General features: G+C 70.0%; 20 protein-coding genes. 8 read left to right on the top strand and 12 right to left on the bottom strand.

Translation table 11 applies throughout. The features are described from left to right. From VI078_07565 to VI078_07600, 8 genes are all read left to right on the top strand, one after another. Nucleotides 1-224: hypothetical protein (locus VI078_07565; protein ID HEY5999147.1), on the top strand; the 224-nt coding region annotated here is incomplete at its 5' end. 38 nt (nt 225-262) lie between these two features. Continuing rightward, nucleotides 263-1423 (top strand): hypothetical protein, encoded by a 1161-nt coding sequence (locus VI078_07570; GenBank protein HEY5999148.1) that lies wholly within the window; start codon nt 263-265, stop codon nt 1421-1423. Nucleotides 1424-1475: 52 nt separating this feature from the next. Beyond that, on the top strand, nt 1476-2072 hold the full coding sequence (locus VI078_07575) for a TlpA disulfide reductase family protein (GenBank protein ID HEY5999149.1): 597 nt from the start codon (nt 1476-1478) through the stop codon (nt 2070-2072). Between the two features lie 9 nt (nt 2073-2081). Further along, nucleotides 2082-3749, top strand: coding sequence for a cytochrome c3 family protein (locus VI078_07580; protein ID HEY5999150.1), 1668 nt, complete (start codon nt 2082-2084; stop codon nt 3747-3749). Next, a complete protein-coding gene (locus tag VI078_07585; protein ID HEY5999151.1) occupies nt 3746-6076 on the top strand; it encodes a GAF domain-containing protein in 2331 nt (776 codons plus the stop codon). Before VI078_07580 ends, VI078_07585 begins: the two co-directional genes overlap by 4 nt. A 43-nt stretch (nt 6077-6119) precedes the next feature. Further along, nucleotides 6120-7592, top strand: coding sequence for an IMP dehydrogenase (gene guaB / locus VI078_07590; GenBank protein ID HEY5999152.1), 1473 nt, complete (start codon nt 6120-6122; stop codon nt 7590-7592). Nucleotides 7593-7737: 145 nt separating this feature from the next. Then, a complete protein-coding gene (gene guaA / locus VI078_07595; protein ID HEY5999153.1) occupies nt 7738-9339 on the top strand; it encodes a glutamine-hydrolyzing GMP synthase in 1602 nt (533 codons plus the stop codon). 217 nt (nt 9340-9556) lie between these two features. After that, the gene (locus tag VI078_07600) at nt 9557-10831 is read left to right on the top strand and encodes a hypothetical protein (GenBank protein ID HEY5999154.1); all 1275 of its coding nucleotides are present in this window, start codon (nt 9557-9559) and stop codon (nt 10829-10831) included. A 437-nt stretch (nt 10832-11268) separates the two neighbouring features. Here VI078_07600 and ilvC read toward each other — a convergent pair whose 3' ends face one another. The 12 genes from ilvC to VI078_07660 all read right to left on the bottom strand — a co-directional run bounded on the left by ilvC (nt 11269) and on the right by VI078_07660 (nt 23457). Then, a complete protein-coding gene (gene ilvC / locus VI078_07605; protein ID HEY5999155.1) occupies nt 11269-12366 on the bottom strand; it encodes a ketol-acid reductoisomerase in 1098 nt (365 codons plus the stop codon). A 92-nt stretch (nt 12367-12458) separates the two neighbouring features. Then, nucleotides 12459-14003 (bottom strand): 2-isopropylmalate synthase, encoded by a 1545-nt coding sequence (locus VI078_07610; GenBank protein ID HEY5999156.1) that lies wholly within the window; start codon nt 14001-14003, stop codon nt 12459-12461. Next, nucleotides 14000-14809 (bottom strand): CDP-diacylglycerol--serine O-phosphatidyltransferase, encoded by an 810-nt coding sequence (pssA, locus tag VI078_07615; GenBank protein HEY5999157.1) that lies wholly within the window; start codon nt 14807-14809, stop codon nt 14000-14002. Before pssA ends, VI078_07610 begins: the two co-directional genes overlap by 4 nt. Beyond that, on the bottom strand, nt 14806-15426 hold the full coding sequence (locus VI078_07620) for a phosphatidylserine decarboxylase family protein (GenBank protein HEY5999158.1): 621 nt from the start codon (nt 15424-15426) through the stop codon (nt 14806-14808). The genes pssA and VI078_07620 overlap by 4 nt, the downstream gene beginning before the upstream one ends. Nucleotides 15427-15448: 22 nt before the next feature. Next, a complete protein-coding gene (ilvN, locus tag VI078_07625) occupies nt 15449-15946 on the bottom strand; it encodes an acetolactate synthase small subunit (GenBank protein ID HEY5999159.1) in 498 nt (165 codons plus the stop codon). A gap of 11 nt (nt 15947-15957) precedes the next feature. Beyond that, nucleotides 15958-17643 (bottom strand): biosynthetic-type acetolactate synthase large subunit, encoded by a 1686-nt coding sequence (gene ilvB, locus VI078_07630; GenBank protein HEY5999160.1) that lies wholly within the window; start codon nt 17641-17643, stop codon nt 15958-15960. Nucleotides 17644-17661: 18 nt separating this feature from the next. Then, nucleotides 17662-17883, bottom strand: coding sequence for a YdcH family protein (locus tag VI078_07635; GenBank protein HEY5999161.1), 222 nt, complete (start codon nt 17881-17883; stop codon nt 17662-17664). A gap of 60 nt (nt 17884-17943) precedes the next feature. Then, nucleotides 17944-18678: a tRNA (adenosine(37)-N6)-threonylcarbamoyltransferase complex dimerization subunit type 1 TsaB gene (tsaB, locus tag VI078_07640; GenBank protein ID HEY5999162.1), complete on the bottom strand. Its 735-nt coding sequence runs from the start codon at nt 18676-18678 to the stop codon at nt 17944-17946. A 2-nt stretch (nt 18679-18680) separates the two neighbouring features. Continuing rightward, nucleotides 18681-19148 carry a universal stress protein gene (locus tag VI078_07645; protein ID HEY5999163.1) on the bottom strand — a complete coding sequence of 156 codons (468 nt, stop codon included), beginning with the start codon at nt 19146-19148 and terminating at the stop codon, nt 18681-18683. 84 nt (nt 19149-19232) lie between these two features. Next, the gene (locus VI078_07650; GenBank protein ID HEY5999164.1) at nt 19233-20606 is read right to left on the bottom strand and encodes a TatD family hydrolase; all 1374 of its coding nucleotides are present in this window, start codon (nt 20604-20606) and stop codon (nt 19233-19235) included. 12 nt (nt 20607-20618) lie between these two features. Further along, on the bottom strand, nt 20619-22139 hold the full coding sequence (gene metG / locus VI078_07655; protein HEY5999165.1) for a methionine--tRNA ligase: 1521 nt from the start codon (nt 22137-22139) through the stop codon (nt 20619-20621). 13 nt (nt 22140-22152) lie between these two features. Then, nucleotides 22153-23457 carry a UDP-glucose/GDP-mannose dehydrogenase family protein gene (locus VI078_07660; GenBank protein HEY5999166.1) on the bottom strand — a complete coding sequence of 435 codons (1305 nt, stop codon included), beginning with the start codon at nt 23455-23457 and terminating at the stop codon, nt 22153-22155. Between the last annotated feature and the right edge of the window lie 192 nt (nt 23458-23649).

Genomic DNA, 23649 nt, shown 5'->3' on the forward strand with positions numbered 1-23649 from the left:
AGCCGGCCCCCGCGGCGGCCCCCGCTCCCGCAGCGGCCGCGCCCGCCCCGGCCGGCGGCGGCGAGCTCGACGCCGTGCGCAACCAGGCCATGGACGCCTTCAACAAGGAGGACTACCAGGCCTCCCGCGATCTGTGGAAGAAGATTCTCGAGAAGGCGCCGGACGACAAGCAGGCCAAGGAGATGCTCGAGACGACCGAGATGCTGCTGAACGCCCTCAAGTGACCGAAGGGTCGCTGGGGAAACGGGGAAGGGCTCGGCGCATGCGAAGCGTTTGGGTGGTCTTGTGCTGCCTTGTCGCGCTCGGCGCGACGGGGGCGTCCGCCGCGGACGGCGGGGGGGACGCCGACACCGAGCCGTCGCTCGAATACCGGCCGCCCAAGCCCGTCCTGCCCGAACCCAAGGGGCCGACGCCCGCCCCGCCGGTGACGGTGTTCCAGAGGTCCTTCGGCAGTTTCGGTATCGGCGGCGGATCGTTCGACGGGCCCCTCGACGCCGCCGTCGGCGGCAAGGGGAACGTCTTCGTGCTCGACGGCGGGAACACCAGGGTCCAGATGTTCACGGACCGGGACCGGTTCGTCCTCGAGTGGGGGAGCTACGGCACGGACGAAACTCGCGCCCAGTTCAGGAATCCCACGGGGATCGTGGTGGTTCCCGAATCCTGCTCCCGGATCGACCACGATGTCGTCCTCGTGATCGACACGGGCAACAACCGGATCCAGTGGTTCAAGGTCCCGTGCACGGGGGACCCGACGAAGCTGTCGAACCTCCCGGTGGGCGACGCCCGCTCGGTCTTCGCCACTTTCCAGGCGGACTTCGGCTACCTCGGCGACAAGACGGGTGGGATCTCGGACGGCAAGTTCAACCGGCCCGTGGATGTCGCCTTCGACGAGTGGGTCGGCACCACCATCGGGATGTGGGTCCTGGACGCGGGCAACGAGCGCATCCAGCACTTCACGCTGGACTTCAACACGCGCAAGGGGACCTTCGAGGCCAGTTTCGTCGAAAAGATCAACGACCTCTCCGGCTCCCGCGGCGACCTCAAGGGCCTGGTCTCGCTGGCGTGGTCGCACGAAGGGGCCTTCGACTACCTGTACCTCCTCGGCACGGGCTGCTCGATCCAGAAGTTCAAGCTGCAGAACATCCCGGTGCTCGACGCCGCCTGGCCGGCGGTGGCGCCCGAGAGCGATCTGTGCGTCCCGGCGCGGGTGCGCTACGACAGCAACAAGGAGTACGTCTACGTGCTGGACTCCGGCAACAGCCTGCTGTCGATCTTCCATCGTGGCGGGAACTTCATCGGCGCGATCCGGGGCGCCGACCGGCCCTTCAATAAGCCGGCGGGCGTGAACCTGACGCCGGACACGGGCACGTTCGTCGTCGCCGACACCGGCAACGACCTCGTGCAGAAGTTCACGCTGCGCTGACCGCCGGCGGACGGAGCGAGCCGTCCGGGCCGGGCCACGCATGGGAGGGGAGATGGCCACAGACCACAGGATGATCGTAGGCGCGGTGATGGGTGCGGCTTTCGTCGTGGCGGTGGCAGTGGCGGCGGCCGCGCCGGTCGCCGCCGAGGAACAGGGCTTCACCCCCGTCCCGGTGATCAAGGGGATCAAACAGCTTGAGTCAGGGAAGCCGGCGCCGGACTTCACGGTCAAGGACACGGCCGGCACGGTCTTCGACTTCGGCGTCGAGAAGACAAAGCGCGCCCACGTGCTCGTCTTCTGGTCGATCTTCTGCGAGCCCTGCCGCGAGGAGATGCCGGTCGTGGAGAAGCTCGCCAACGAGTACAAGCCCGCGGGGAACGTCGAGGTCCTCACCGTGAACATGGACGGCGCGCCGTTCCTCGACGGCATCAAGGGCTTCATCAAGCAGTACAAGTACTCCTTCCGGATCCTCCTCGACGAACTCGACGCCAAGGGGGAGAACTTTGCGATTGCCGATCCCTACCAGATCGCCGGCACCCCCGCCCTCATCCTCGTCGACGCGGAGGGGAGGATCGCCCAGAGCCACGTCGGGAGGATCAGCGAGGGCGACCTCAGGGCGATGATCACCGCCATGCTCGGGGCGAAGTAGACCGGGCTCATGTCAGGCGGGACCCCCCAGCTGCGCCGCGCCATCCAGGTCCTGTGCCTGTGCGCGGCGCTGCCGGCCCTGCTCGCCGCGCCCGAGGCCAGGGCGGCGAAGCTCGACGAGGGTCAGCGGGGGGTCGCGTTCAAGGGCACCGACTTCCTCACCGGTGCCGCGCTGGACCTGGAGAAGTCGCTCGGCAAGCGAGTGATCCTCCTGGACTTCGGGTCCATCTACTGCAGTTCCTGCATGGTGACGGTCCCGAACCTGATCAAGCTGCGCAAGCGCTACCCGGAGGAAGATCTCGCGATCTTCAACCTCTATCTCGACATCTACAACCCGCAGCGGGTCGTGAAGTTCTTCCGCGGGTTCGCCAGCGACATGCGGCTGAGTCTGCTCATCGACGACAAGCTGGCGATCAGCCGCGAGTATGGCGTCGACACGCTGCCGACGACCATCATCATCGACAAGGGCGGCGTCATCCGCCGGCGCATCGTCGGCTACACCGAGGCGGACGAGAAGGAGATCGACGGGGTCCTCGACCGGCTCATCAGCGAGCTGCCCGCCGCCGCGGCCCCGGGGGTGAGCAAGCGGGGCGAGGAGCCCTTCAACGTCTTCATCCCGGAGAGCTTCACGAAGACCCGCCAGGACCGGGTGTTCGTCGTCGGGTACATCGGCGGCGCGGGCTCGCGCGACGTCACGATCAAGCTCAACAACCTGCCCGAGCGGGTCGTCACCGCCAAGGACGGCGTCTTCCACTCGCTGGTGAGCCTCTCGCTGGCGATGAATCTCGTCGAGGTCCGCGGGGGCGACGCGGCCGGCGGGTCGCAGAGCCAGTCGGTGGTCATCTTCCGCGAGACCCCGCTGGGCGGGGACATCGTCTCGGACCTGCCGGAGTACCGCTTCCACCGCGAGGAGGACAAGAAGACCTGCAGGAAGTGCCACGCGCTGGAGCTCTCGCCGCAGGAGGCGGCAGGCGGCGGCCAGAGCGAGACCTGCAACGTCTGCCACGCCGGCCTCGCCAAGCGCATCTTCACCCACGGGCCGATCACCGTCGGCGGCTGCCTGCCCTGCCACGACTACCAGAGCTTCCCGAACCGCTACGAGCTGCGGACACAGGGCGCGGAACTCTGCTACACCTGCCACGACCGGGTCCGGGACGCGATCCGCGGGGCGACGTACCTGCACGGCCCGGTCGCCGCAGGCGTCTGCACGGTGTGCCACGATCCGCACGGCGCGAACGAGCGCTTCCTGCTCATGCGCAAGGGCGACCGCATGTGCATCAACTGCCACCAGGACATGCTCAAGGAGTTCGCGCTGCCCTACGTGCACCGGCCGATCGTCGACGGCAGCTGCACCGGCTGCCACGACCCGCACGGCGCCAAGTACCCGAAGATGCTCGTGCTCCCGCGCGAGCAGCTGTGCAACAAGTGCCACGACCTCTCGGCGCTGGCCCACATGCACAAGGTCGGGGTCCCCGCCCGCACCGCCTTTCCCGCCGGGACGCCGGTCGCGGCGGACGGGACCACCGTCTGCTACACCTGCCACTTTTTCCACGCCTCGAGCCAGCCCAAGCTCATCCGCGGGACGCAGGACGTCTGCGGCCTGGGCTGCCACAACGCACCCGCTGCCGGCGAAGAGGAGGGCGGCGGGGAATCCCCGGGGGAGGAGGGCTCGCAGTGAAGACCTTTACGGACAGCCTCGGTTTCCGTCTGACGCTCGCCTCCTACGCCGTCGTCGCCGTCTTCATGAGCGTGGCCGGCGTGACCGTCTACCGGGCCAGCAAGGACTCGATCAAGATGGGCGCGCTCTCGATGGTCTCGCGCATGGCGGAAGAGCTGGCGCTGACGCCCGAGGCGTCCCCCGCCGAACTCGGCGAGCGGCTGCTGCGCCTGAAGGTCCAGAAGTCGGGCTCGACGTGGATCATGGACCGGGAGGGGAACCTCCTCTACAACCCGGACCCGCAGTTCCATGAGGAGTACGTCGCCAAGAAGAAGAACTTCGGCAACATCCAGGTGGTGCTCCAGGTCGCGAAGCCGCGCGCGTCGGGGCAGGGGACCTTCAAGGAGAAGCTCGTCGACATCGCCCAGAAATACGAGGAGGGCTTCGGGACCTACAAGCAGTTCGGGGAGGAGCGCGTCCTGGCCTTCCGGAGCCTGCCGTCGCGGGGGCTGCTCATCGGCGTCGACGAGCCGGTCTCGAGCGCCAACTCGGAGCTCGAGCGCGTCAAGAAGTACATCTCGTACACGGCCCTGGTGAGCGCGCTGCTCATCATGGCCTTCAGCCTGCTCTCGATCCGCATCATCATCCGGCCCTACTACCGCGAGGTCGAGGACCTCAACGCCAGCCTGCAGCACTCCAACGCGCAGCTCGAGGAGTTCAACGCGCGCCTGGCGATCTCCAACCGCAACCTGACGACCGTGTACGAGGTCGGCCTCGGGCTGCGCCACAGCCTGGCGCTGCAGGACATCCTCGCGCTGATCGTCAACGGGGCGCACAAGGTCCTGGACGTCGACCGCATCGCCGTCTTCCTCCCGGCGGCCGGGGGCGGCGCGCTCGAGCTGCGCTACCAGGTCGGGGGCGCGCCGCCGGCGGGCAGCGTCCGCGTGCCGCTGTCGGCGCAGGGCGGGGCCCTCGCCGCCGCGTTCCAGCGCCGGGAGCCCGTCACCGTCGAGCAGGGCCAGCGGCTCCCGCCGAGCCTGCGCCTCGGGCAGCCGGCGGCGGACGAGCCCTTCCTGCGCTCGGCGGCGTTCGTGGTGATCCCGCTGGTCGTCAAGGACCGTGCCGTCGGCGTGGTCGCCATGGACAACAAGACGCGGCGCGTGGCGATCACGCCGGAGCAGGTGAACCTGCTCGGCATCTTCGCCAACCAGGCGGCGGTGGCCGTCGACAATGCGCGTCTCTACGAGCAGCTGCGCCAGAAGATCTCGGAGCTCGACGCGCGCGTCGACCAGCTCTCGATCCTGCACCAGATCGGCAACTCGATGCAGCGGGACATCACGCGCCAGGAGGCGCTCGGCTTCATCCTCCGCGGCATCCTGGAGGGCATCGGCTTCGGGCAGGCGGCGGTCGCGCTCGTCGACCGCGCGGCGGGCGTGCTGCGCGGGGAGCTGGCGCTCGGCGCGGCCGGCGACGTCCACGCCCTGTCGGTGCCGTTGACGGACGAGCGGAACCTGCTGGTCATGGCGCTGTCGCGCCGCCAGCCGGTCGGGATCGCCCACCAGCGGCAGGAGGCCCTGCTGGAGCTCGTCGGCGGGCCGCTGGAGGCCTCGGGCTGGACCGAGGGCTTCGGCGCGCCGGTGGAGGGCGCGCGGGGGGCGTACCTGGCGGTGCCCCTCATCGCCCGCGAGGAGGTCGTCGGAGTGATCGTCGTGGCGCGCACCGAGCCCCCGCTCATCCGCCGGCACGAGATCGAGCTGCTGCTGCTGTACGCGAACACGGCCGGGCTGACGGTGGAGCGCGCCGAACTCTATCAGCGCATGCACCAGAGCCTCGAGCAGCTCGAGGCGACCGACCACGTCACGCACCTCGCGACGCTGCGCCACGGGCGGCGCCTGGCGGACGGGGAGATCGGGCGCTGTGCGGCGGCGGGGCGGCCGTTCGCGGGGGCGATGATCGCCGTCGACGGCTTCGGCGAGTACAACGAGCGGTTCGGGTACGAGCTCGGGGACCGCAGCCTGGGCGAGATCGGCGAGATCATCAAGGGGGCGCTGCGCGGCGGCGACGTCGCGCTGCGGTACGGCGGGCGGCTGCTCGCGGTCATCCTCCCGGGCGCCGGGCGCGAGGAGGCGGCGGCGGTGGTCGCGAGGATCCGCGAGGGCGTCGCGCGGCACCGCTTCTCGGGCGGCGACGGCCGGCGCGATCAGCAGCTCACGCTCAGCGTGGGGCTCGGCGTCTGGGCGGCCGGGGCGCGCGCCGCGGATGGCGGCGAGGTCCTCGCGGCGCTGGTCGGCCACCTGCGCCGCGCGGAGGCGTCGGGCGGCAACGGGGTGTTCACGGCGGCAGGCTGAGACGGCGCGCCGGCCGTGGCCGGCGCGCGAGACGGGGAGAGACATGGCGAGAAAAGTCATCGCGAACACGCTGACCTTCGACGACGTCCTGCTTCTGCCGGCGCACTCCCGGGTGCTCCCGCGGGAGGTCAGCACCGCCGCGGACTTCTCCCGTGGCATCCGCATCAGCATCCCCATCGTCTCGGCGGCGATGGACACGGTCACCGAGGCCCGTCTGGCGATCGCGCTCGCGCAGGAGGGCGGCATCGGCATCGTGCACAAGAACCTCTCGCCGAGCATGCAGGCGCTCGAGGTCGACAAGGTCAAGCGCTCCGAGAGCGGCATGATCATCGACCCGATCACGATCACGCCCGAGCGGCCGATCAGCGAGGCGATGCAGCTGATGCGCGAGTACCGGATCTCCGGGGTGCCCGTCATCCAGGACGAGGGGCGCCGCCTCGTCGGCATCCTCACGAACCGCGACCTGCGCTTCGAGGAGAACCTGGAACGGCCGGTCTCCCTGCTCATGACGAAGGAGAACCTGGTCACGGTCAGCGGGCGGGTCACCCTGGAGAAGGCCAAGGACATCCTGCACCGCCACCGGATCGAGAAGCTGCCGGTAGTGGACCGCGCGGGCAAGCTCGTCGGCCTGATCACGATCAAGGACATCGAGAAGAATCTCAAGTACCCGAACGCCTGCAAGGACGGGCACGGGCGGCTGCGCGTGGGCGCCGCGGTCGGCGTGGGCCGCGACGCCCTGCAGCGCGCGGAGCGGCTGGTGGAGGCCGGCGCCGACGTCATCGTCGTCGACACGGCGCACGGGCACTCCCAGTCCGTGCTGGACACGGTGCGCCGGCTGCGCCGGGCGCACGGGCGGCGGGTGGAGCTCGTCGCGGGCAACATCGCCACCGGCGCGGCGGCGCGCGACCTGATCCGGGCCGGGGCGGACGCCGTGAAGGTCGGGATCGGCCCGGGGTCGATCTGCACGACCCGCGTCGTCGCCGGCGTCGGCGTGCCGCAGATCTCGGCGGTCATGGAGTGCGCGAAGGTGGCCCGCGCGGCGGGGGTGCCGGTCATCGCGGACGGCGGCATCAAGTACTCGGGGGACATCACCAAGGCCCTCGCGGCGGGCGCGAACACGGTCATGATCGGCTCGCTGTTCGCGGGGGTCGAGGAGAGTCCCGGCGAGAAGGTCCTCTACCAGGGGCGCAGCTACAAGGTCTACCGCGGCATGGGCTCGATCGGCGCGATGGCCGCCGGCAGCAAGGACCGCTACTTCCAGGAGGACGAGTACAGCGAGAAGAAGCTCGTTCCCGAGGGCGTCGAGGGCCGCGTCCCCTTCAAGGGCGCGCTCTCGGACAGCGTGCACCAGCTCGTCGGGGGGCTGCGCGCCGGCATGGGCTACACCGGCTGCGCGACGATCGGCGAGCTGTGGACGAAGGCGCGCTTCGTGCAGATGACGGCCGCCGGTCTGCGCGAGAGCCACGTGCACGACGTCGACGTCACCAAGGAAGCCCCGAACTACCGCCGCGACTGAGGCCGTGAGGCTCTTTTCCGCGCTGGCGGCGTTGCGCTCGCTCGTCTCTCCCTGCGGCGTACGGTCGTACGCCTCAGTCGTGACTCGTCGCGCGCCTTGCCAGCACGAAAAATAGCGCTCACGGCCTGGGAGACGTGAGAAGAACATGAAGACAGTGCATCGGCAGCCTTCGAAGACGAACCCCGCGGACCGGATCCACGCCGAGCGTATCCTCATCCTCGACTTCGGCTCGCAGTACACGCAGCTGATCGCCCGCCGCGTCCGCGAGGCCCGGGTCTACTGCGAGATCCTGCCCTGCACCGCGGACATCGAGGCGGTGCGGGCGTTCCGCCCGCGCGGGATCGTCCTCTCGGGCGGCCCGTCCTCGGTCTACGAGGAGGGGGCGCCGCTGGGACCGGCCGGCGTCTTCGACCTTGGCGTGCCGGTGCTCGGGATTTGCTACGGGATGCAGCTGCTCGCGCACCTGCTCGGCGGGGAGGTCGGCCGGGCGAGCGGTCGCGAGTACGGGCGCGCGCACCTGAAGGTGCTCCGCGCCGGCGATCTGTTCCACGGCTTCAGCGGTCGGGGCGCGGCGGGCCGGGTGGTCTGGATGAGCCACGGCGACCGCATCGAGCGCCTGCCGCCCGGGTTCGCGCCGATCGCGCGGACGGCGAACTCGCCGGTCGCGGCGATGGCCGACCCGAAGCGCCGCTTCTACGGCCTGCAGTTCCACCCCGAGGTGGTGCACACCCCGGGCGGCGCCGCGTTGCTGGAGAACTTCGTGCACCGGATCTGCGGCTGCAGCGGCTCGTGGGACATGCACTCGTTCGTCGACTACGCGGTCGGCACGATCCGCCGGCAGGTCGGCCCGCGCGGCCGCGTCGTCTGCGCGCTCTCGGGCGGCGTCGACTCCTCGGTGGTCGCGCTGCTCGTGCACCGCGCGATCGGCGAACGGCTGACCTGCATCTTCGTCGACAACGGCCTGCTGCGGCGCGGCGAGGCCGACCAGGTGGTGCGGACCTTCCGCGACCACTACCGTCTGAACCTGGACGCGGTGGATGCCTCGGCGCGCTTCCTGGGGAAACTCGCCGGCGTCACCGACCCGGAGCGCAAGCGCAAGATCATCGGCGAGGAGTTCATCCGCGTCTTCGAGGAGGAGGCGCGGCGCATCGGGAAGGTGGACTTCCTCGCGCAGGGCACGCTCTACCCGGACGTGATCGAGTCGGTGTCCTTCAAGGGCCCCTCGGCGGTGATCAAGAGCCACCACAACGTCGGCGGGCTGCCCGAGCGGATGCACCTGAAGCTGATCGAGCCGCTGCGCGAGCTGTTCAAGGACGAGGTCCGGGAGGTGGGCGTGGAGCTCGGGCTGCCCGAGCACATCATCCGCCGCCAGCCGTTCCCGGGGCCGGGGCTGGCCATCCGGGTGCTCGGCGAGGTCAACGCCCGCGACCTGGAGCTGCTGCGGGGCGCGGACGCGATCATCCAGGAGGAGGTCGAGGCCGCGGGCCTCACGCGCAAGCTCTGGCAGGCCTTCGCCGTGCTGCTGCCCGTGCGCTCGGTCGGGGTGATGGGCGATTCGCGGACTTACGAGAAGGCGGCGGTGCTGCGCGCGGTCAACAGCCTCGACGGCATGACGGCGGACTGGGCGAAGCTCCCCGACCGGCTCCTGCGGCGCATCTCGAACCGGATCATCAACGAGGTCAAGGGCATCAACCGCGTGGTCTTCGACATCTCCTCGAAGCCCCCCGCGACGATCGAGTGGGAGTGACCGCCCGCTCCTGACCGCGGGGCGCAAAGGCCGCCGTTCGATCCCTTGCCCCCGTGCCGGGCCCCGGCCCGGCGGCGCCTGTTCCCTTCCGTCTCGCCCTGGCGCCTTCGGTCCGCGCTCGCGCTCAGCGGCTGCTCGACTGTCAATGCGCCGGCCACACTCAGCCGACACAGCCTGCGGCCGGCGCATTATGACCGGTCACAGGCGCCCCCGGGCCGTGGCCCTGTTGAGGAGGCTGTGGACTATTGTCCATCACGATTGCCGGTGCTACGGTGCTTCCATCCAGCGGAACGAGGACGGCACGGGCGATAGAGATGGAAGAAGCGATGACCCTGCAATCCGCGCTTGGGAAGGCTTGCGGAAAAGGTATATGACGAGAGTCATTGTTGTTCTCGTGTCGGTATTTCTCGGTTTGACGTCGGTCGCTTACCTGGTCATTAGCCGGGATAATCCTCGTCTAATAGAGCTTACGGTGGGAACCGTTGTCCTGGGCATAGTCGTGGGGATCGTATCTTCCCTCGTGCATACTCTCGGCGACAGATGGTTCGAGAAGCATCGCGTCGCCGCGACGTTCTTGGGCCTGAGTGTGACCATGTTCTTCGTCGCCGTCTTGATCTTCGCGTCGAATGCGCCTCCTCGCATCAGTCGGAAGATCCCTGTAACTTACCTCGTGAGTACCCCGGCGAAGGAGCTTCCCCGGCGATTGGAATTTGGAGACCGCGTTGTTGACTTCTGCTACTCGGATGCGGTGCGCATATTTGGTGCTGGTATGGCGTCACGCCCGGATAGGGCGAAGCTCCTAGAGGAATTGGTCGACCAAGGCACGTTTCCATCGGCATCGGACGGCCACGTCTTCCGTGACCTGACAACGTTCTTGGTACCCTATTTCTTGGGCGAAGGCACTGGAGCCGGGGAACCGGAATTGGCCGCCTACTACAAGAAGTTGTGGCCGTTGGTTGGTATACCCGACGATCAGATAGCGGGGGACGCCCTCGCTCTTGAGGACATTGAGGGACCAATTAGGGAGAACATGTACTTTGGTGTTCAGAGTGCCTTCGGGGCACCCATCGCAATTAGGGTTCCGAAGGGGATGACGATTAGGCTGATACGGAATGATCTCTGGACCTCCACATATGTCCTGGAGAACAGATATCTCAAGGTTCGGATTGGCATTCGAAGCCTATATTCAAAGCCGATGTCCAATCAAAGCGGGTATCCGTATGTGTACATAGTGTCTGCACTATCGCCGATGTCTCCGTACGTGGACGGGCTGGAGCGCGAGTGGATGGGACCATTCATACCTTATGACACGATCATCTACTTCGACGTGGATTTTGATAGATTCTGGTACGGGTCGACGCAGATGAAATATTACGAAGAATGGGCAGAGAGCGTATTTTCTGTCCTGGACAAGAAGTTTGCCTGGGGACATCCCCCTCTCGTTGGCTCTAGATCGGCGTCCGGGCCTCCCCCACGTGCCGTGCAACCGTAGTGATGGGTTGTGCCGGTGCTCGCTCGAGAAGACGACCTGTTACTCCAGCTTGGCGGTACGGATGGTCCAGCGTCCGTGGCTTGAGCGGGGGCGGGGCGGTGACGGGCGGACGCATGTGGAGCGCGAGGGAACCTGGGCGTCCGGACCAGAGCGGCCCCGTCAGGGGCGAAACCTGTTGTCTGAGCCCCGCAGGGGCGAGTTACAGGTTTCGAGCGCAGGGCCGGACAGGCCCAGGTCGAGCGCGTAACTCAGCGGCCGCACGGCACCCCCCCGCCCCCGCGGCACGTCGGACAGGCTGCTGTCGAGCGCGCAACTCAGCGGCCGCCCTGGCCCGCGCCGCCGCCACCCCGCCTTGCCCCCCGCCAGCCTTTGTCGAAGACAAGAATGCCCGGCCGTGCGTGCGCACGACCGGGCACGGATCCTCGCTGTAGCGCGCTCTAGTACTTGCGGCCGGCGACGCCCTTCGTGGACTTGCTGACGACGCGGGCTTTCTCGTCGGGGCGCAGCGAGCGCACCGCGGCGCCGGCGCGCCACATCTCCGAGTCGCGGATCTCGGCCAGCTCCTTGCCAAGCTGCGCCTGGTAGTCGCGCCCGCCGCAGGCCTTGATCACGCGCTCGGCCTCCTTGCCGGAGGCGACGCGCTGGTACAGCTCCTTGAAGACGGGCAGGGTGGCCTTGCGGAACTTCGGCTTCCAGTCCAGGGCGCCGCGCTGCGCCGTGGCCGAGCAGTTCGAGTACATCCAGTCCATGCCCTTCTCGTCGACGAGCCGGATGAGGCTCTGCGTGAGCTCCTCGACCGTCTCGTTGAAGGCCTCGCTCGGCGAGTGATCGTGGGCGCGCAGCACCTCGTACTGCGCCTCCATGATCCCCGCCAGCGCGCCCATGAGCACGCCGCGCTCGCCCGTGAGGTCCGAGTTCGTTTCGTGCGGGAAGGTCGTCGGGAAGAGGTAGCCGGAGCCGATACCGATGCCGAGGGCGATGCAGCGCTCCTCGGCGCGCCCCGTGGCGTCCTGGTAGACGGCGTAGCTGGAGTTGATCCCGGCGCCGGAGAGGAAGTTGCGACGCACGCTCGTCCCCGAGCCCTTCGGCGCGACCATGATGACGTCGACGTCCTTCGGCGGCACGACGCCCGTCTTCTTGCGGTAGGTGATGGAGAAGCCGTGCGAGAAGTACAGGGCGTCGCCGGGCTTGAGGTTGCGCTCCACCGCGGGCCAGATCGCGCGCTGGGCCGCGTCCGACACCAGCATCTGGATCACCGTGCCGCGCCGGACGGCCTCCTCGACGTCGAAGAGGGTCTTCCCGGGGACCCAGCCGTCGGCGACCGCCCGGTCCCAGTCGCGCTTGAAGGACTTCGCCTGCCCGATGATGACCGGGAAGCCGTTGTCCTTGAGGTTCAGCGCCTGGGCGGGGCCCTGGACGCCGTAGCCGATGATCGCTATCGTCTCGCCCTTGAGGACCCGGCGCGCCTTCGCGAGCGGGAACTCCTTGCGGGTGACCACTTTCTCCTTCGTGCCGCCGAAATCAATGATCGCCATCTTGGCTCTCCCCCTGGTTGCCTAGGAAACGTGTCGGAATATTCTGCCCCCGCCGCCGCCCCCCGTCAATCCAGGGCGGCCGCGGTCGCGCCTCAGGGCTGGTCCGCGGGCGCGCGCTCGGGCTCTCCGCCGGCGGCGAGCATGCGGTTGATCGCCGAGAGGTACGCCCGGACGGAGGACTCGACGATGTCGGTCGAGGCCGCGCGCGCCGTGAACTCCCGGCCGTTGAAGCGCACCTTGATGCTCGCCTCGCCGAGCGCGTCCTTGCCCGAGGTGACCGCGCGGATCTGGTAGGACAGCAGCGTGCCGGTGACGCCCGTGATGCGGTCCACCGCGTGGTAGGCTGCGTCGACCGGCCCGTCGCCGGTGGCCGAGTCCTGCAGCTCGCGGTCGTCGCGCCGCAGCACGACCGTCGCCGTCGGGATCGAGCGCGTGCCGCTGGTGGTCGCCAGGTACTCGAGCGCCCAGGTCTCCGGGACGGTCGCGCCGATCTCCTGCTCGACCAGCGCGGCGATGTCGTCGTCGAAGATCTCCTTCTTCTTGTCGCAGAGGTCCTTGAAGCGCACGAACGCCCCGGCGAGCTGCTCCTTCGTCAGCCCGTACCCGAGCTCCTGCAGGCGCTTGGAGAAGGCGTGCTTCCCCGAGTGCTTGCCGAGCACGAGCTGGGCCTTGGTCAGCCCCACCGACTCGGGCGTCATGATCTCGTAGGTGCGCGCGTCCTTGAGCACCCCGTCCTGGTGGATCCCGGACTCGTGCGCGAAGGCGTTGCGGCCGACGATCGCCTTGTTCGGCTGCACGTCGATGCCGGTGATGCTCGCCAGCAGGCGGCTCGTGCGGGTGATCTCCTCCGTGCGGATCGCGGTCGTCGCGCCGAAGAGGGCGGGGCGCGTCTTGAGCGCCATCGCGATCTCCTCGAGGCTGGCGTTGCCGGCGCGCTCGCCGATGCCGTTGACGGTGCACTCGACCTGGCCGGCGCCGTTCTGGACGGCGGCCAGCGAGTTGGCGACGCCGAGGCCCAGGTCGTCGTGGCAGTGCACGGAGAGCACGGCGCGGCCGATGTTCGGGACGCGCTCGCGGATCGTGCGGATGAGCTCGCCGAACTCCGAGGGGATCGCGTAGCCGACGGTGTCCGGGATGTTCACGGTCGTCGCGCCGGCGTCGATCACCGCCTCGACGACGCGGCAGAGGTAGTCCCAGTCCGAGCGGAACGCGTCCTCGGCGGAGAACTCCACGTCCTTGGTGTGCCCCTTGGCGTGGCGGACCGCCTCGATCGCGCGGCGCAGGATCTCCTCGCGCGTGGTGTTGAACTTCTTCTGGATGTGGATGTCGCTGGTCGCGATGAAGGTGTGGATGCGCGGCCGCCGGGCGTGGCGCACCGCGTCCCAGCAGCGGTCGATGTCGCCGGGCACGGCGCGCGAGAGCCCGGCGATGACCGGGCCGCGCACCTCGCGCGCGATGGCGACCACGGCCTCGAAGTCCCCCTCGGAGGCCACGGGGAAGCCGGCCTCGATGACGTCGACGCCGAGGCGCGCCAGCTGCTTGGCCAGCGTGATCTTCTCGGCGATGTTCATCGAGAAGCCCGGCGACTGCTCGCCGTCGCGCAGCGTGGTGTCGAAGACCAGGACGCGGCGGCTCACGGCTGGCCCTCGCGCGGGTGGTGGTGGCGGTGCCCCTCGTCGGGGACGCGCACGGGGCGCTGCGGCCGCGACCCGCGGCGGCCGAGGACGAGGAGCACGAGCGGCTCGAGCAGCCCCGAGAGCAGGTAGAGCGCGGCGAGCGTGAACAGGGAGATCTGGGGGTGGATCGCCACGAGCGAGATGACGATGACCGCCGAGACGAGCAGGTAGAACGCCTTGTGGGGCCGGGTCTCGAGGTCCTTGAAGGAGCGGTAGCGGATGGTGCTGACCATGAGGAAGGACAGCAGGTAGGTCAGGAGCACGAAGACCGCGCCCGAGGTCTCGCGGCCCAGGGCGTTCAGGTGGCGGAAGAAGATGACGGTGACCGCGAGCGTGCCCCCGGCCATCGGGATCGGCAGGCCGGTGAACCAGCGCTTCTCCGTCGTGCCGACCTGGACGTTGAAGCGCGCCAGCCGCAGCGCGCCGCAGGCCACGAAGAGGAAGGCGGCCACCCAGCCGATCCGCGTGAAGGACTTGAGCTCGTAGATGTAGACCAGCAGCGCCGGCGCGACGCCGAAGGAGACGAGGTCGGCGAGCGAGTCGAACTCGACGCCGAAGCGGCTCGAGGTCCCGGTCATGCGGGCGATCTTCCCGTCGAGCCCGTCCATGAAGGCGGCGATGATGATCGCCGTGGCGGCGCGCTCGAAGTGCCCGCCCATGGCGGTCACGATCGCGTAGAAGCCGGCGAAGAGGTTGCCGGCGGTCAGCAGGTTCGGGAAGATGTAGGCACCCTTGTGCGGCGGCGGGCGGAGCGTCGTCTCGTTCATGCGGCGTCCCTCCAGCGGGCGATGATGTCCGAGCCTCCCCGCACGCGGTCGCCGATGCGCACGGCCGGGTCGGCCCCGGGGGGAAGGAACAGGTCGACGCGCGAGCCGAAGCGGATCATGCCGTAGCGCTCGCCGCGCTCGACGCGCTGCCCCGGCCGCAGCGAGCAGACGATGCGCCGGGCGATGAGGCCGGTGACCTGCACGAAGCGCACGTCCCCGCGGGGGGTGCGCACCGTGACGGAGGCCCGCGCGTTCTCCGTGGAGGCGGCGTGGTTCCAGGCGGCGAGGAACGTGCCCGCGTGGCGCGCGACCTCGACGACCTCGCCCGCCACCGGCGCGCGGTTGACGTGCACGTTGAAGACCGAGAGAAAGATGCTCACCTGCGTCCCCGCCGGGCCGGCCTCGACGACCACGACCTTGCCATCGGCCGGCGAGACGATCGCCGCGGGGTCGGCCGGGAGCGCGCGGACCGGGTCCCGGAAGAACCAGGTCACGAAGAGCGCGAGGGCGAGCGCGGCGGCGGCGGCCACCCGCCAGTGCAGCGCCGCCAGCACGGCGGCGACGGCGAAGCAGGGCAGGATGAGGGGCCAGCCCTCGGCGGCGATCGGGAGGCGCATCGGCGCGGTCCGGGACCCGTCGCTAGGCGCGGCCGTCGCGGGCGCGGCCGATGGCCACGCGGCCCGTGCGGACCACTTCCTTGATCCCGAGGGGCTGGAGGATCTCGAGGAGCGCCCCGATCTTGTTCTGGTCCCCGGTGACCTCGAGGGTGTAGGAGCGCGGGCTGACGTCGACCACCTTGCAGCGGAAGATGTCGACGATGCCGAGCAGCTCGGCGCGGTTCTCGGCCGTCGCGTTGACGCGCACCAGCGCCAGCTCCCGCTGCACGACGTCCTCGCCCGTGAAATCCGTGACCTTGATGACGTCGATGAGCTTGTTGAGCTGCTTGGTGATCTGCTCGACGATCTGGTCGTCGCCGCGGGTGACGATCGTCATGCGCGAGGCGCTCGGGTCCTGCGTCTCCGCGACGGTGAGGCTGTCGATGTTGAAGCCGCGCCCCGAGAAGAGCCCGGCCACGCGGGCGAGGACCCCGAACTTGTTCTCGACCAGGACCGAGATCGTGTGCCGTGTCGTCGTCATCGCCGCCGTCCCTAGATGAGGATCATCTTCTTGAGCGAGGCCCCCGCGGGGACCATCGGGTAGACGTTCTCCTCGGCGGCGACGCGCACGTCCACCATCACCGGGCCCGGCGTCGCGAACGCCTTCTCGAGGGTCGGGACGACCTCCTCGGGCTTCGTCGCCCGCAGCCCGGTCGCGCCGTAGGCCTCGGCGAGCCGCACGAAGTCCGGCGAGCAGCTCAGGCAGGTCGAGGAGTAGCGCTTCTCGTAGAAGAGCTGCTGCCACTGGCGCACCATGCCGAGGAAGCCGTTGTTGAGGATGACGACCTTCACGGGGAGGCGGTACTGCACCGCGGTCATCATCTCCTGGATGTTCATCTGGATGCTGCCGTCGCCGGCGACGTCCACGACGAGCCGGTCGGGGAACGCCACCTGGGCGCCGATCGCCGCCGGGAAGCCGAAGCCCATGGTGCCGAGGCCGCCGGAGGTGATGAACGAGCGCGGCCGGGAGAACTTGTAGAACTGCGCCGTCCACATCTGGTTCTGGCCGACCTCGGTGCAGACGATCGCCTCGCCGCGCGTGAGCTCCCAGATCTTCTCGACGACGTACTGGGGCTTGATGTCGCGCGTGTCCGTCCGGTAGGAGAGCGGCTGCTCGGCGTCCCAGGCGCGCGCCTGGGCGACCCAGGGGTCGTGCGCCGTCCGCAGGTCCGTCTTGTCGCCGCGCAGGTGCGGCAGCAGGTCGCGCAGCACGCTGCGCACGTCGCCGACGATCGGCAGGTGCGCCCGCACGTTCTTGGAGATCGAGGTCGGGTCGATGTCGACCTGGACGATCTTCGCGCCGGTCGCGAACTCGTCCACCTTGCCGGTCACGCGGTCGGAGAAGCGGGCGCCGAGCGCCAGGACGAGGTCGGCGTGGGAGATGGCCATGTTCGCCGCGTACGTTCCGTGCATGCCGACGAGGCCGAGGCTCAGCTCGTGCGTGCCGGGGAAGCCGCCGAGGCCCATGAGCGTGCAGGCGACCGGCGCGCGCGCGGCCTCGGCCAGCGCGAGGACCTCGACGGCCGCGTCGGAGCCGATGACGCCGCCGCCGACGAGGATCACCGGGCGCGAAGCCTCGGCGACCATCTCGGCGGCGCGCTGGATCTGCTTCGGGTGGCCCTTGTAGGTCGGGTTGTAGCTGCGCAGCTCGACCTTCTCGACCCACTGCGGCTCGGTCTTCGCCGTGAGCACGTCCTTCGGCAGGTCGATGAGCACCGGCCCCGGCCGGCCCGTCGTCGCGATGTAGAAGGCTTCCTGGACGGTCTGGGCCAGCTCGCGGACGTCCTTGACGAGGTAGCTGTGCTTGACGCAGGGGCGGGTGATGCCGACGATGTCCGCCTCCTGGAAGGCGTCGTTGCCGATGAGGTTCGTCGGGACCTGGCCGGTGAGCACCACGAGCGGGATCGAGTCCATGTAGGCCGTCGCGATGCCCGTCACGGCGTTCGTCGCGCCCGGGCCGGAGGTCACGAGGGCGACGCCGGGGCGGCCCGAGGCCCGGGCGAACCCGTCGGCCGCGTGGACGCCCCCCTGCTCGTGGCGCACGAACACGTGGCGCAGCGGGCTGGAGAAGAGCACGTCGTAGACCCCGAGGATCACCCCGCCCGGGTAACCGAAGAGATGGGTGACCTTCTCGCGGATGAGGCTCTCGACGAGGATCTCGGCGCCGGATTTCTTCATCGGACCGTCTTCCCGGCGTCAGCGGCCGCCGGCGGCGCGCACCAGCTCCATCATCTGGTCCTTGCCGGCGAGCTTGAGCTTCTGGAGGTTCTTGCGCTCGAGCTCCTGCGCAGGCGTGAGGTGGGGGACGCGATCCAGCTCGGCGATCTGTTGCTCGTAGCGCTGGTGGCGGGCCCAGAGCCGCTGGAACGCCTCGCTCTCCTTGAGCAGCCGCTGCACCACGGGGTCGTCGGTCACCATCGGTGTGTATCCCTCCGCGAGATCCGCATGCGACACTCTAGCGTAAAGGATGAACGGGTGTCAACGAAGCCCGTCGCGGAAGCCCTTGTCGTTGCATGACAATCCCCGATGGTCGCGCCCACCCGGGAGATCGGCGTCCGGGCCGCGCAGGTACGCGGGGAGCAGCGACTCGAGCTCGGTCGGACGGCCGGCACGCAGGGCCGCGAGCCCCGCGAGCGCGACGGTCGCGGCCCGCGGATGGTTCAGGTGCGCCGGCGCGAAGCGCAGCGGCGGCGACAGGCGCGCCTTGCGGACGGGCTCCGGCGGCTCCCCGAGGACCAGGCTCCCCGGCTGCAGCTCTCCCGCGATGTCGGCGAGGGGCACGAGCGCGTCGGGCGTCAGGCGCTTCGGCGCGTCACCGGCGGCGTCGAAGCGCGCGTGGAAGACCTCGCCGCGGCGCGCGCCCAGCACCACGGACACCGTGCCGCTCCCCGGCGGGGCGTTGGCGGCGAGCGCCTCGAGCGTGGATACGCCGAAGAGCGGGATGCCCCGGGCGAAGGCCAGACCCTTGGCCGCGGCCAGCCCCGTGCGCAGCCCGGTGAAGGAGCCGGGGCCGCGCGAGACCGCGACGGCAGCCAGATCCCCCGGGGACGGGGCGAACGCGTCGAGCAGCTCCCCGGCGGCGGGGATGATCCGCTCCGAGTGGCTCTCGCGGCCGAGCAGCGTGGTCTCGGCCAGCAGGCCGCCGTCGGCCGACACCAGGGCGACGCCGCCGAGGGCGGTCGCCGTCTCGATGCCGAGGACGAGGCCGCCCAAGATCAGGGCATCACGAACGCGTGCTGGGCCGGCCGCACCGAGAGGACGGGGCAGGGGGCCTTGCGCACGACCTTCTCCGCGGTGCTCCCGAAGATGATGTGCTCCATGCCGGAGCGCCCGTGCGTGCCGATGACGATGAGGTCCACGTCGTTGGCCTTGGCGTAGCGGATGATCTCCAGAAAGGGCATCCCGTGCAGGATCACGTGCTCCACCTGGAGGCCGGCGCGCTCGTCGGCGGGGATCAGCATCCTGATCTGGCGGCCGGCCTCGGTGGCCATCTCCTCGCCGAGCGCCTCGGGGGCCTCGACACGCGGAAGGCTGAGCCCCTCGGAGAAGATCGCCTCGTTCACGACGTGCATCAGCACGAGCTTCGCCTTGTACTCGCGGGCGAAGGACACGGCGTACGTGAGCGCCTCGAGGGAGGACTCCGAGAAATCCGTGGGGTAGAGGATCTTGCTGAGCTTGATCATGGCCGCCTCCTCATTCGTCGTCGAAGGTCGCGGATCTTCTCTTGGAGATTATTCTAGTCGAATCGGGCCGTTGTGGCTACCGGGTCAACCCACTTCGTTCAGGGGGCGTACGCGGAAGGCAACGCCGAGCTCCTCCTCCGCGACGTGCCGGCAGGCCTCGAGGTCGACGCCCGGCAGGGCCACCGCGCTCGCGGTCACCGACGGCACGTGGCGCCGCGCCTCGCGGATGAAGTCGGTGACGGCGGCGTACGCGGCCTCGCCCGCCTCCGGCCGGCAGACCCGCGCGTAGCCCGCGGCGTCCGGAGCGTTGAGGCTCACGGAGAGCGCATCGACGATGCCGTCCATCTCGGGGAGGATGTCGCGGCCGAGCAGCAGGCGCGCCTGCCCGTTGGTGTTGATCCGCACGCGTGCGCCGCGCCGCTTGAGTTCCCGCGCCACCTCGCGCACGACGTCCCAGCGCAGCAGCGGCTCGCCGAAGCCGCAGAAGACGACCTCGTCGTAGCCCGAGACGTCGCCGGCGGCCGCGAGCAGCTCCGCGGCGGTGGGGTCGCGCTCGAGCGCCAGGTCGTGTCCCTTGACCACGGGCCGGGTCTCACGCGTGCAGAAGACGCAGCGGTTGCTGCAGCGGGCCGTGACGTTGAGGTAGAGCGAGGTGCGGATCGCGTAGGCGATCGCCGGGGCGTCCGGCGGGCAGGGCAGGGCGAAGAGCGCGCAGGCGTTGCGGCTGGTGATCCGGCCCACGTCGCGGACGGCGAGTCCCTTGGTCGCGGCCAGCGCCGCCGCCGTCTCGGCGACGAACGCCGGCTCGTTGCGGCGGCCGCGGCGTGACTGCGGCGCGAGGTACGGCGCGTCGGTCTCGACGACCATGCGCTCGATCGGGATGCCGCGGGCGACCTCGGGGAGGCGGGATTTCGGATACGTGAAAGGGCCGGCGATCGAGATCTGGAAGCCGAGCGCCAGGGCGCGCGCGGCGTCCGCGGCCGACCCCGAGAAGCAGTGGAAGACCCCGCCGGCCTCGCCGGCGCCCTCGCGCTCGAGGACGGCGAAGGTGTCGGCGGCCGCGTCGCGCGAGTGCACGACCAGCGGCTTGCGCAGGCGGCGCGCGAGGGCGATGTGCCGCGCGAAGAGCTCCCGCTGCAGATCGCGCGGGGAGCGGTCGCGGTAGTAGTCGAGCCCGGCCTCGCCGACCGCGACCACCCGCGGGTCCTCGGCGAGTCGCGCCAGCTCGTCCCACGCGGCGTCGGTGACCGCGGCGGCGTCGTGCGGGTGGACGCCGGCGGTGACGCTGACGAAGCCGGCGTTCGCGGACGCGATCTCGAGGCTGCGCCGCAGCGAGGGCAGGTCGGTCGAGACGCTGACGATATGGGCGAGCCCGGCCTCCCGCGCCCGCTCCAGCACCGCCGCGAGGTCGCCGGCGAACTCCGGCATGTCGAGGTGGGCGTGCGTGTCGATCAGCACGGAAACGGCCTGCTACGCCTCGATCCGCGGAAACAAGGGGCCGGAGGGGCGGACCTGCGTCCCCGGCGGCAGCAGGTCCCAGCCTTCGGGCTCCACCGCCGCCGGGGTGCCGTCGAGGCCGAGGTCGCGCCAGATGCGCTCGGCGGTCGCCGGCAGGAACGGCCAGACGAGGACGGCGGCCGCGCGCAGCGCCTCGAGCAGCCCGCGCAGGCAGCGGTCCAGCCGGGCGGCCGCCCCGGGGTCCTTCGCGAGCGCCCACGGCTTCTCGTCGTCCACGAACTTGTTGGCCTGCCCGATCAGCCCCCAGATCGCGGTGAGGGCCGCGTGGGGCGCGATGCGCTCGACGGCAACCTGCACGGCCCTGGCCGCCTCCTGCGCGGCGCCGGCCAGGGGCGTCTCGCCGGAGCCCGCGGCCGGGACGGCGCCGGCGCGGTACTTGCCGGTCATGGCGAGCACCCGCGAGAGCAGGTTGCCGAGGTCGTTGGCCAGGTCGGTGTTGATGCGGCCGACCAGGGCCCGGTGCGAGAAGTCGCCGTCCGGGCCGAAGGGCACCTCGCGCATCAGGAAGTAGCGCAGCCCGTCCACGCCGTAGCGGTCGGCGAGCGCGCCGGGGTCGACGACGTTGCCGACCGACTTGGACATCTTGCGCCCCTCGATCGTCCACCAGCCGTGGGCGAAGATCGCGCGCGGGGGAGCGATGCCGCCGCCGTGCAGCATCGTCGGCCAGTAGACGGCGTGGGTCGTGAGGATGTCCTTGCCGACGAGGTGATGCACGGCCGGCCAGAACCGCGCGAACCGCTCCGGGTCGGCGCCGTACCCCGCTCCGGTGATGTAGTTGGTCAGGGCGTCGAACCAGACGTACGTCACGTAGTCCGGGTCGAACGGCAGCTCGATCCCCCAGGCGAGACGCTTCTTCGGCCGCGAGATGCACAGGTCCCCGAGCGGCTGGCGCAGGAACCCGAGGATCTCGTTGCGGCGGGACTCCGGCTGGATGAAGCCCGGGTTGGCCTCGATGTGCGCGACGAGCCAGTCGCGGTGGCTGCCCATGCGGAAGTAGTAGTTCTCCTCGGCGAGGCGCACCAGCTCGCGCCCGCAGTCGGGGCAGCGGCCGCTCTCGGCGTCCTTGTCCGTCCAGAAGCGCTCATCGGGGACGCAGTACCACCCCTCGTAGGCGGCTTTGTAGATCTCGCCGCGCGCCATGAGGTCGGCGAGCAGCCCCTGGACGACGCGGATGTGGCGCGGCTCGGTCGTGCGGATGAAGTCGTCGTTGCTGATGTTGAGCTTGTCCCAGAGGGCGCGGAAGTGCGCGACCATGCGGTCGCAGTGCTCCCGGGGCGGGATGCCGAGCTTGGCCGCGGCCTGCTCCACCTTCTGGCCGTGCTCGTCGGTCCCGGTCAGGAACAGCACCGGCGCGCCGCGCTGGCGGTGGAAGCGGGCGAGCGCGTCCGCGACGACCGTCGTGTAGGCGTGCCCGAGGTGCGGGACGTCGTTGACGTAGTAGATCGGGGTCGAGACGTAGAACGGCTCGGCCACGCGCGGTCCTCCCCTACCTGCCGACGCTGAGGTACTCGAAGCCGGCGGCGCGCATCCGCTTCGGGTCGTAGATGTTGCGGCAGTCCACGATCCGCGGCGCGGCCAGCAGCTCCTTGAGCCGGTCGAGGTCGAGGTTGCGGAACTGGTTCCACTCCGTGAACAGGACGAGCAGGTCGGCGCCCGCGGCCGCCTCGTAGGCGTCCGCGCACCAGGTGACGCCCCGCTCGCCGAGCACGGGCCGGGAGGTCTCCATCGCCGCCGGGTCGAAGACCCGCAGGCGGGCGCCGGCCCGCTGCGCCTCGAGGAGGATGTCGAGCGCGGGCGAGTCGCGCACGTCGTCGGTGTTGGGCTTGAACGCGAGGCCGAGCGCGGCGATCGTGCGCCCCGAGAACTCGGGCAGCAGCCGCTGCATCTTGGCGACCATGGCGGCGCGCCGCTCCTTGTTGACCTCGAGCACCGCCTCGACGATCCGCAGGCGGTAGCCGTGGTCGCCGGCGATCTGGACGAGCGCGGAGGTGTCCTTCGGGAAGCAGGAGCCGCCGTAGCCCGGCCCGGGGTGCAGGAACTTCGGGTTGATGCGCTTGTCGAGGCCCATGCCCTTGGCCACCTGGTGGACGTCCGCGCCGACGCGCTCGCAGATCTCGGCCATCTCGTTGATGAAGCTGATCTTGGTGGCGAGGAAGGCGTTGGAGGCGTACTTGATCATCTCGGAGCTCGCGACGTTGGTGATCACGATCGGCGTCTCGATCAGGTAGAGCGGCGCATAGAGGTCGCGCATGATGGCGACCGCCTGGTCGCTGTCGGCGCCGATGACCACGCGGTCGGGGCGCATGAAGTCCTCGATGGCGGAGCCCTCGCGCAGGAACTCCGGGTTCGAGACCACGTCGAAGCGTGCGCCGTTGGCGTTGTGCCGCTCGATGATCCCGCGGACGCGCTCGCCGGTGCCGATCGGCACCGTGCTCTTGGTGACGACGACCTTGTAGCCGTTGAGGTTGCGGCCGATCGCCTCGGCCACCTCGTCGACGTAGCGCAGGTCGGCCGAACCGTCCTCGCGCGGCGGCGTGCCCACGGCGATGAAGACCGCGAGGGCCTTCTCGACGCCGGCCTTGAGATCGGTCGTGAAGTGCAGCCTGCCGGCCTTGAGGTTGCGCTCGACGAGCTCCTCGAGCCCCGGCTCGTAGATCGGGATCCGGCCCTGCTTCAGGCCCTCGATCTTCGAGGCGTCGTTGTCGACGCAGGTGACGTCCACCCCGAACTCCGCGAAGCAGGTCCCCGTGACGAGACCGACGTAGCCGCTGCCGACGACGCTGATGTGCATGTTCGAAGCCCCCCTGTGCTGCTGACGGTCGCGCGCCCGGCGCGGTCTAGGTCGCCCGCGGACTGCGGGTGCTGCGAGCGCGCGGGCGCCCCGCAGCGGCGAGATGGCGCCGCGCGGCGGCGATCACCTCGCGCTCGGCGGCGGCGAGCGTGCCGGCGATCGTCGCGCCCGCGGCGTTGCGATGCCCGCCGC

It is taken from the genome of bacterium, from assembly GCA_036524115.1.
Lineage (GTDB): Bacteria > JAUVQV01 > JAUVQV01 > JAUVQV01 > DATDCY01 > DATDCY01.

Coding starts and splice junctions, on each gene's coding strand:
- VI078_07570 (HEY5999148.1), top strand. CDS start 263: ATGCGAAGCGTTTGGGTGGTCTTGTGCTGCCTTGTCGCGCTCGGCGCG.
- VI078_07575 (HEY5999149.1), top strand. CDS start 1,476: ATGGCCACAGACCACAGGATGATCGTAGGCGCGGTGATGGGTGCGGCT.
- VI078_07580 (HEY5999150.1), top strand. CDS start 2,082: ATGTCAGGCGGGACCCCCCAGCTGCGCCGCGCCATCCAGGTCCTGTGC.
- guaB (HEY5999152.1), top strand. CDS start 6,120: ATGGCGAGAAAAGTCATCGCGAACACGCTGACCTTCGACGACGTCCTG.
- guaA (HEY5999153.1), top strand. CDS start 7,738: ATGAAGACAGTGCATCGGCAGCCTTCGAAGACGAACCCCGCGGACCGG.
- ilvC (HEY5999155.1), bottom strand. CDS start 12,366: ATGGCGATCATTGATTTCGGCGGCACGAAGGAGAAAGTGGTCACCCGC.
- pssA (HEY5999157.1), bottom strand. CDS start 14,809: ATGAACGAGACGACGCTCCGCCCGCCGCCGCACAAGGGTGCCTACATC.
- VI078_07620 (HEY5999158.1), bottom strand. CDS start 15,426: ATGCGCCTCCCGATCGCCGCCGAGGGCTGGCCCCTCATCCTGCCCTGC.
- ilvN (HEY5999159.1), bottom strand. CDS start 15,946: ATGACGACGACACGGCACACGATCTCGGTCCTGGTCGAGAACAAGTTC.
- ilvB (HEY5999160.1), bottom strand. CDS start 17,643: ATGAAGAAATCCGGCGCCGAGATCCTCGTCGAGAGCCTCATCCGCGAG.
- VI078_07635 (HEY5999161.1), bottom strand. CDS start 17,883: ATGGTGACCGACGACCCCGTGGTGCAGCGGCTGCTCAAGGAGAGCGAG.
- VI078_07645 (HEY5999163.1), bottom strand. CDS start 19,148: ATGATCAAGCTCAGCAAGATCCTCTACCCCACGGATTTCTCGGAGTCC.
- VI078_07660 (HEY5999166.1), bottom strand. CDS start 23,457: ATGCACATCAGCGTCGTCGGCAGCGGCTACGTCGGTCTCGTCACGGGG.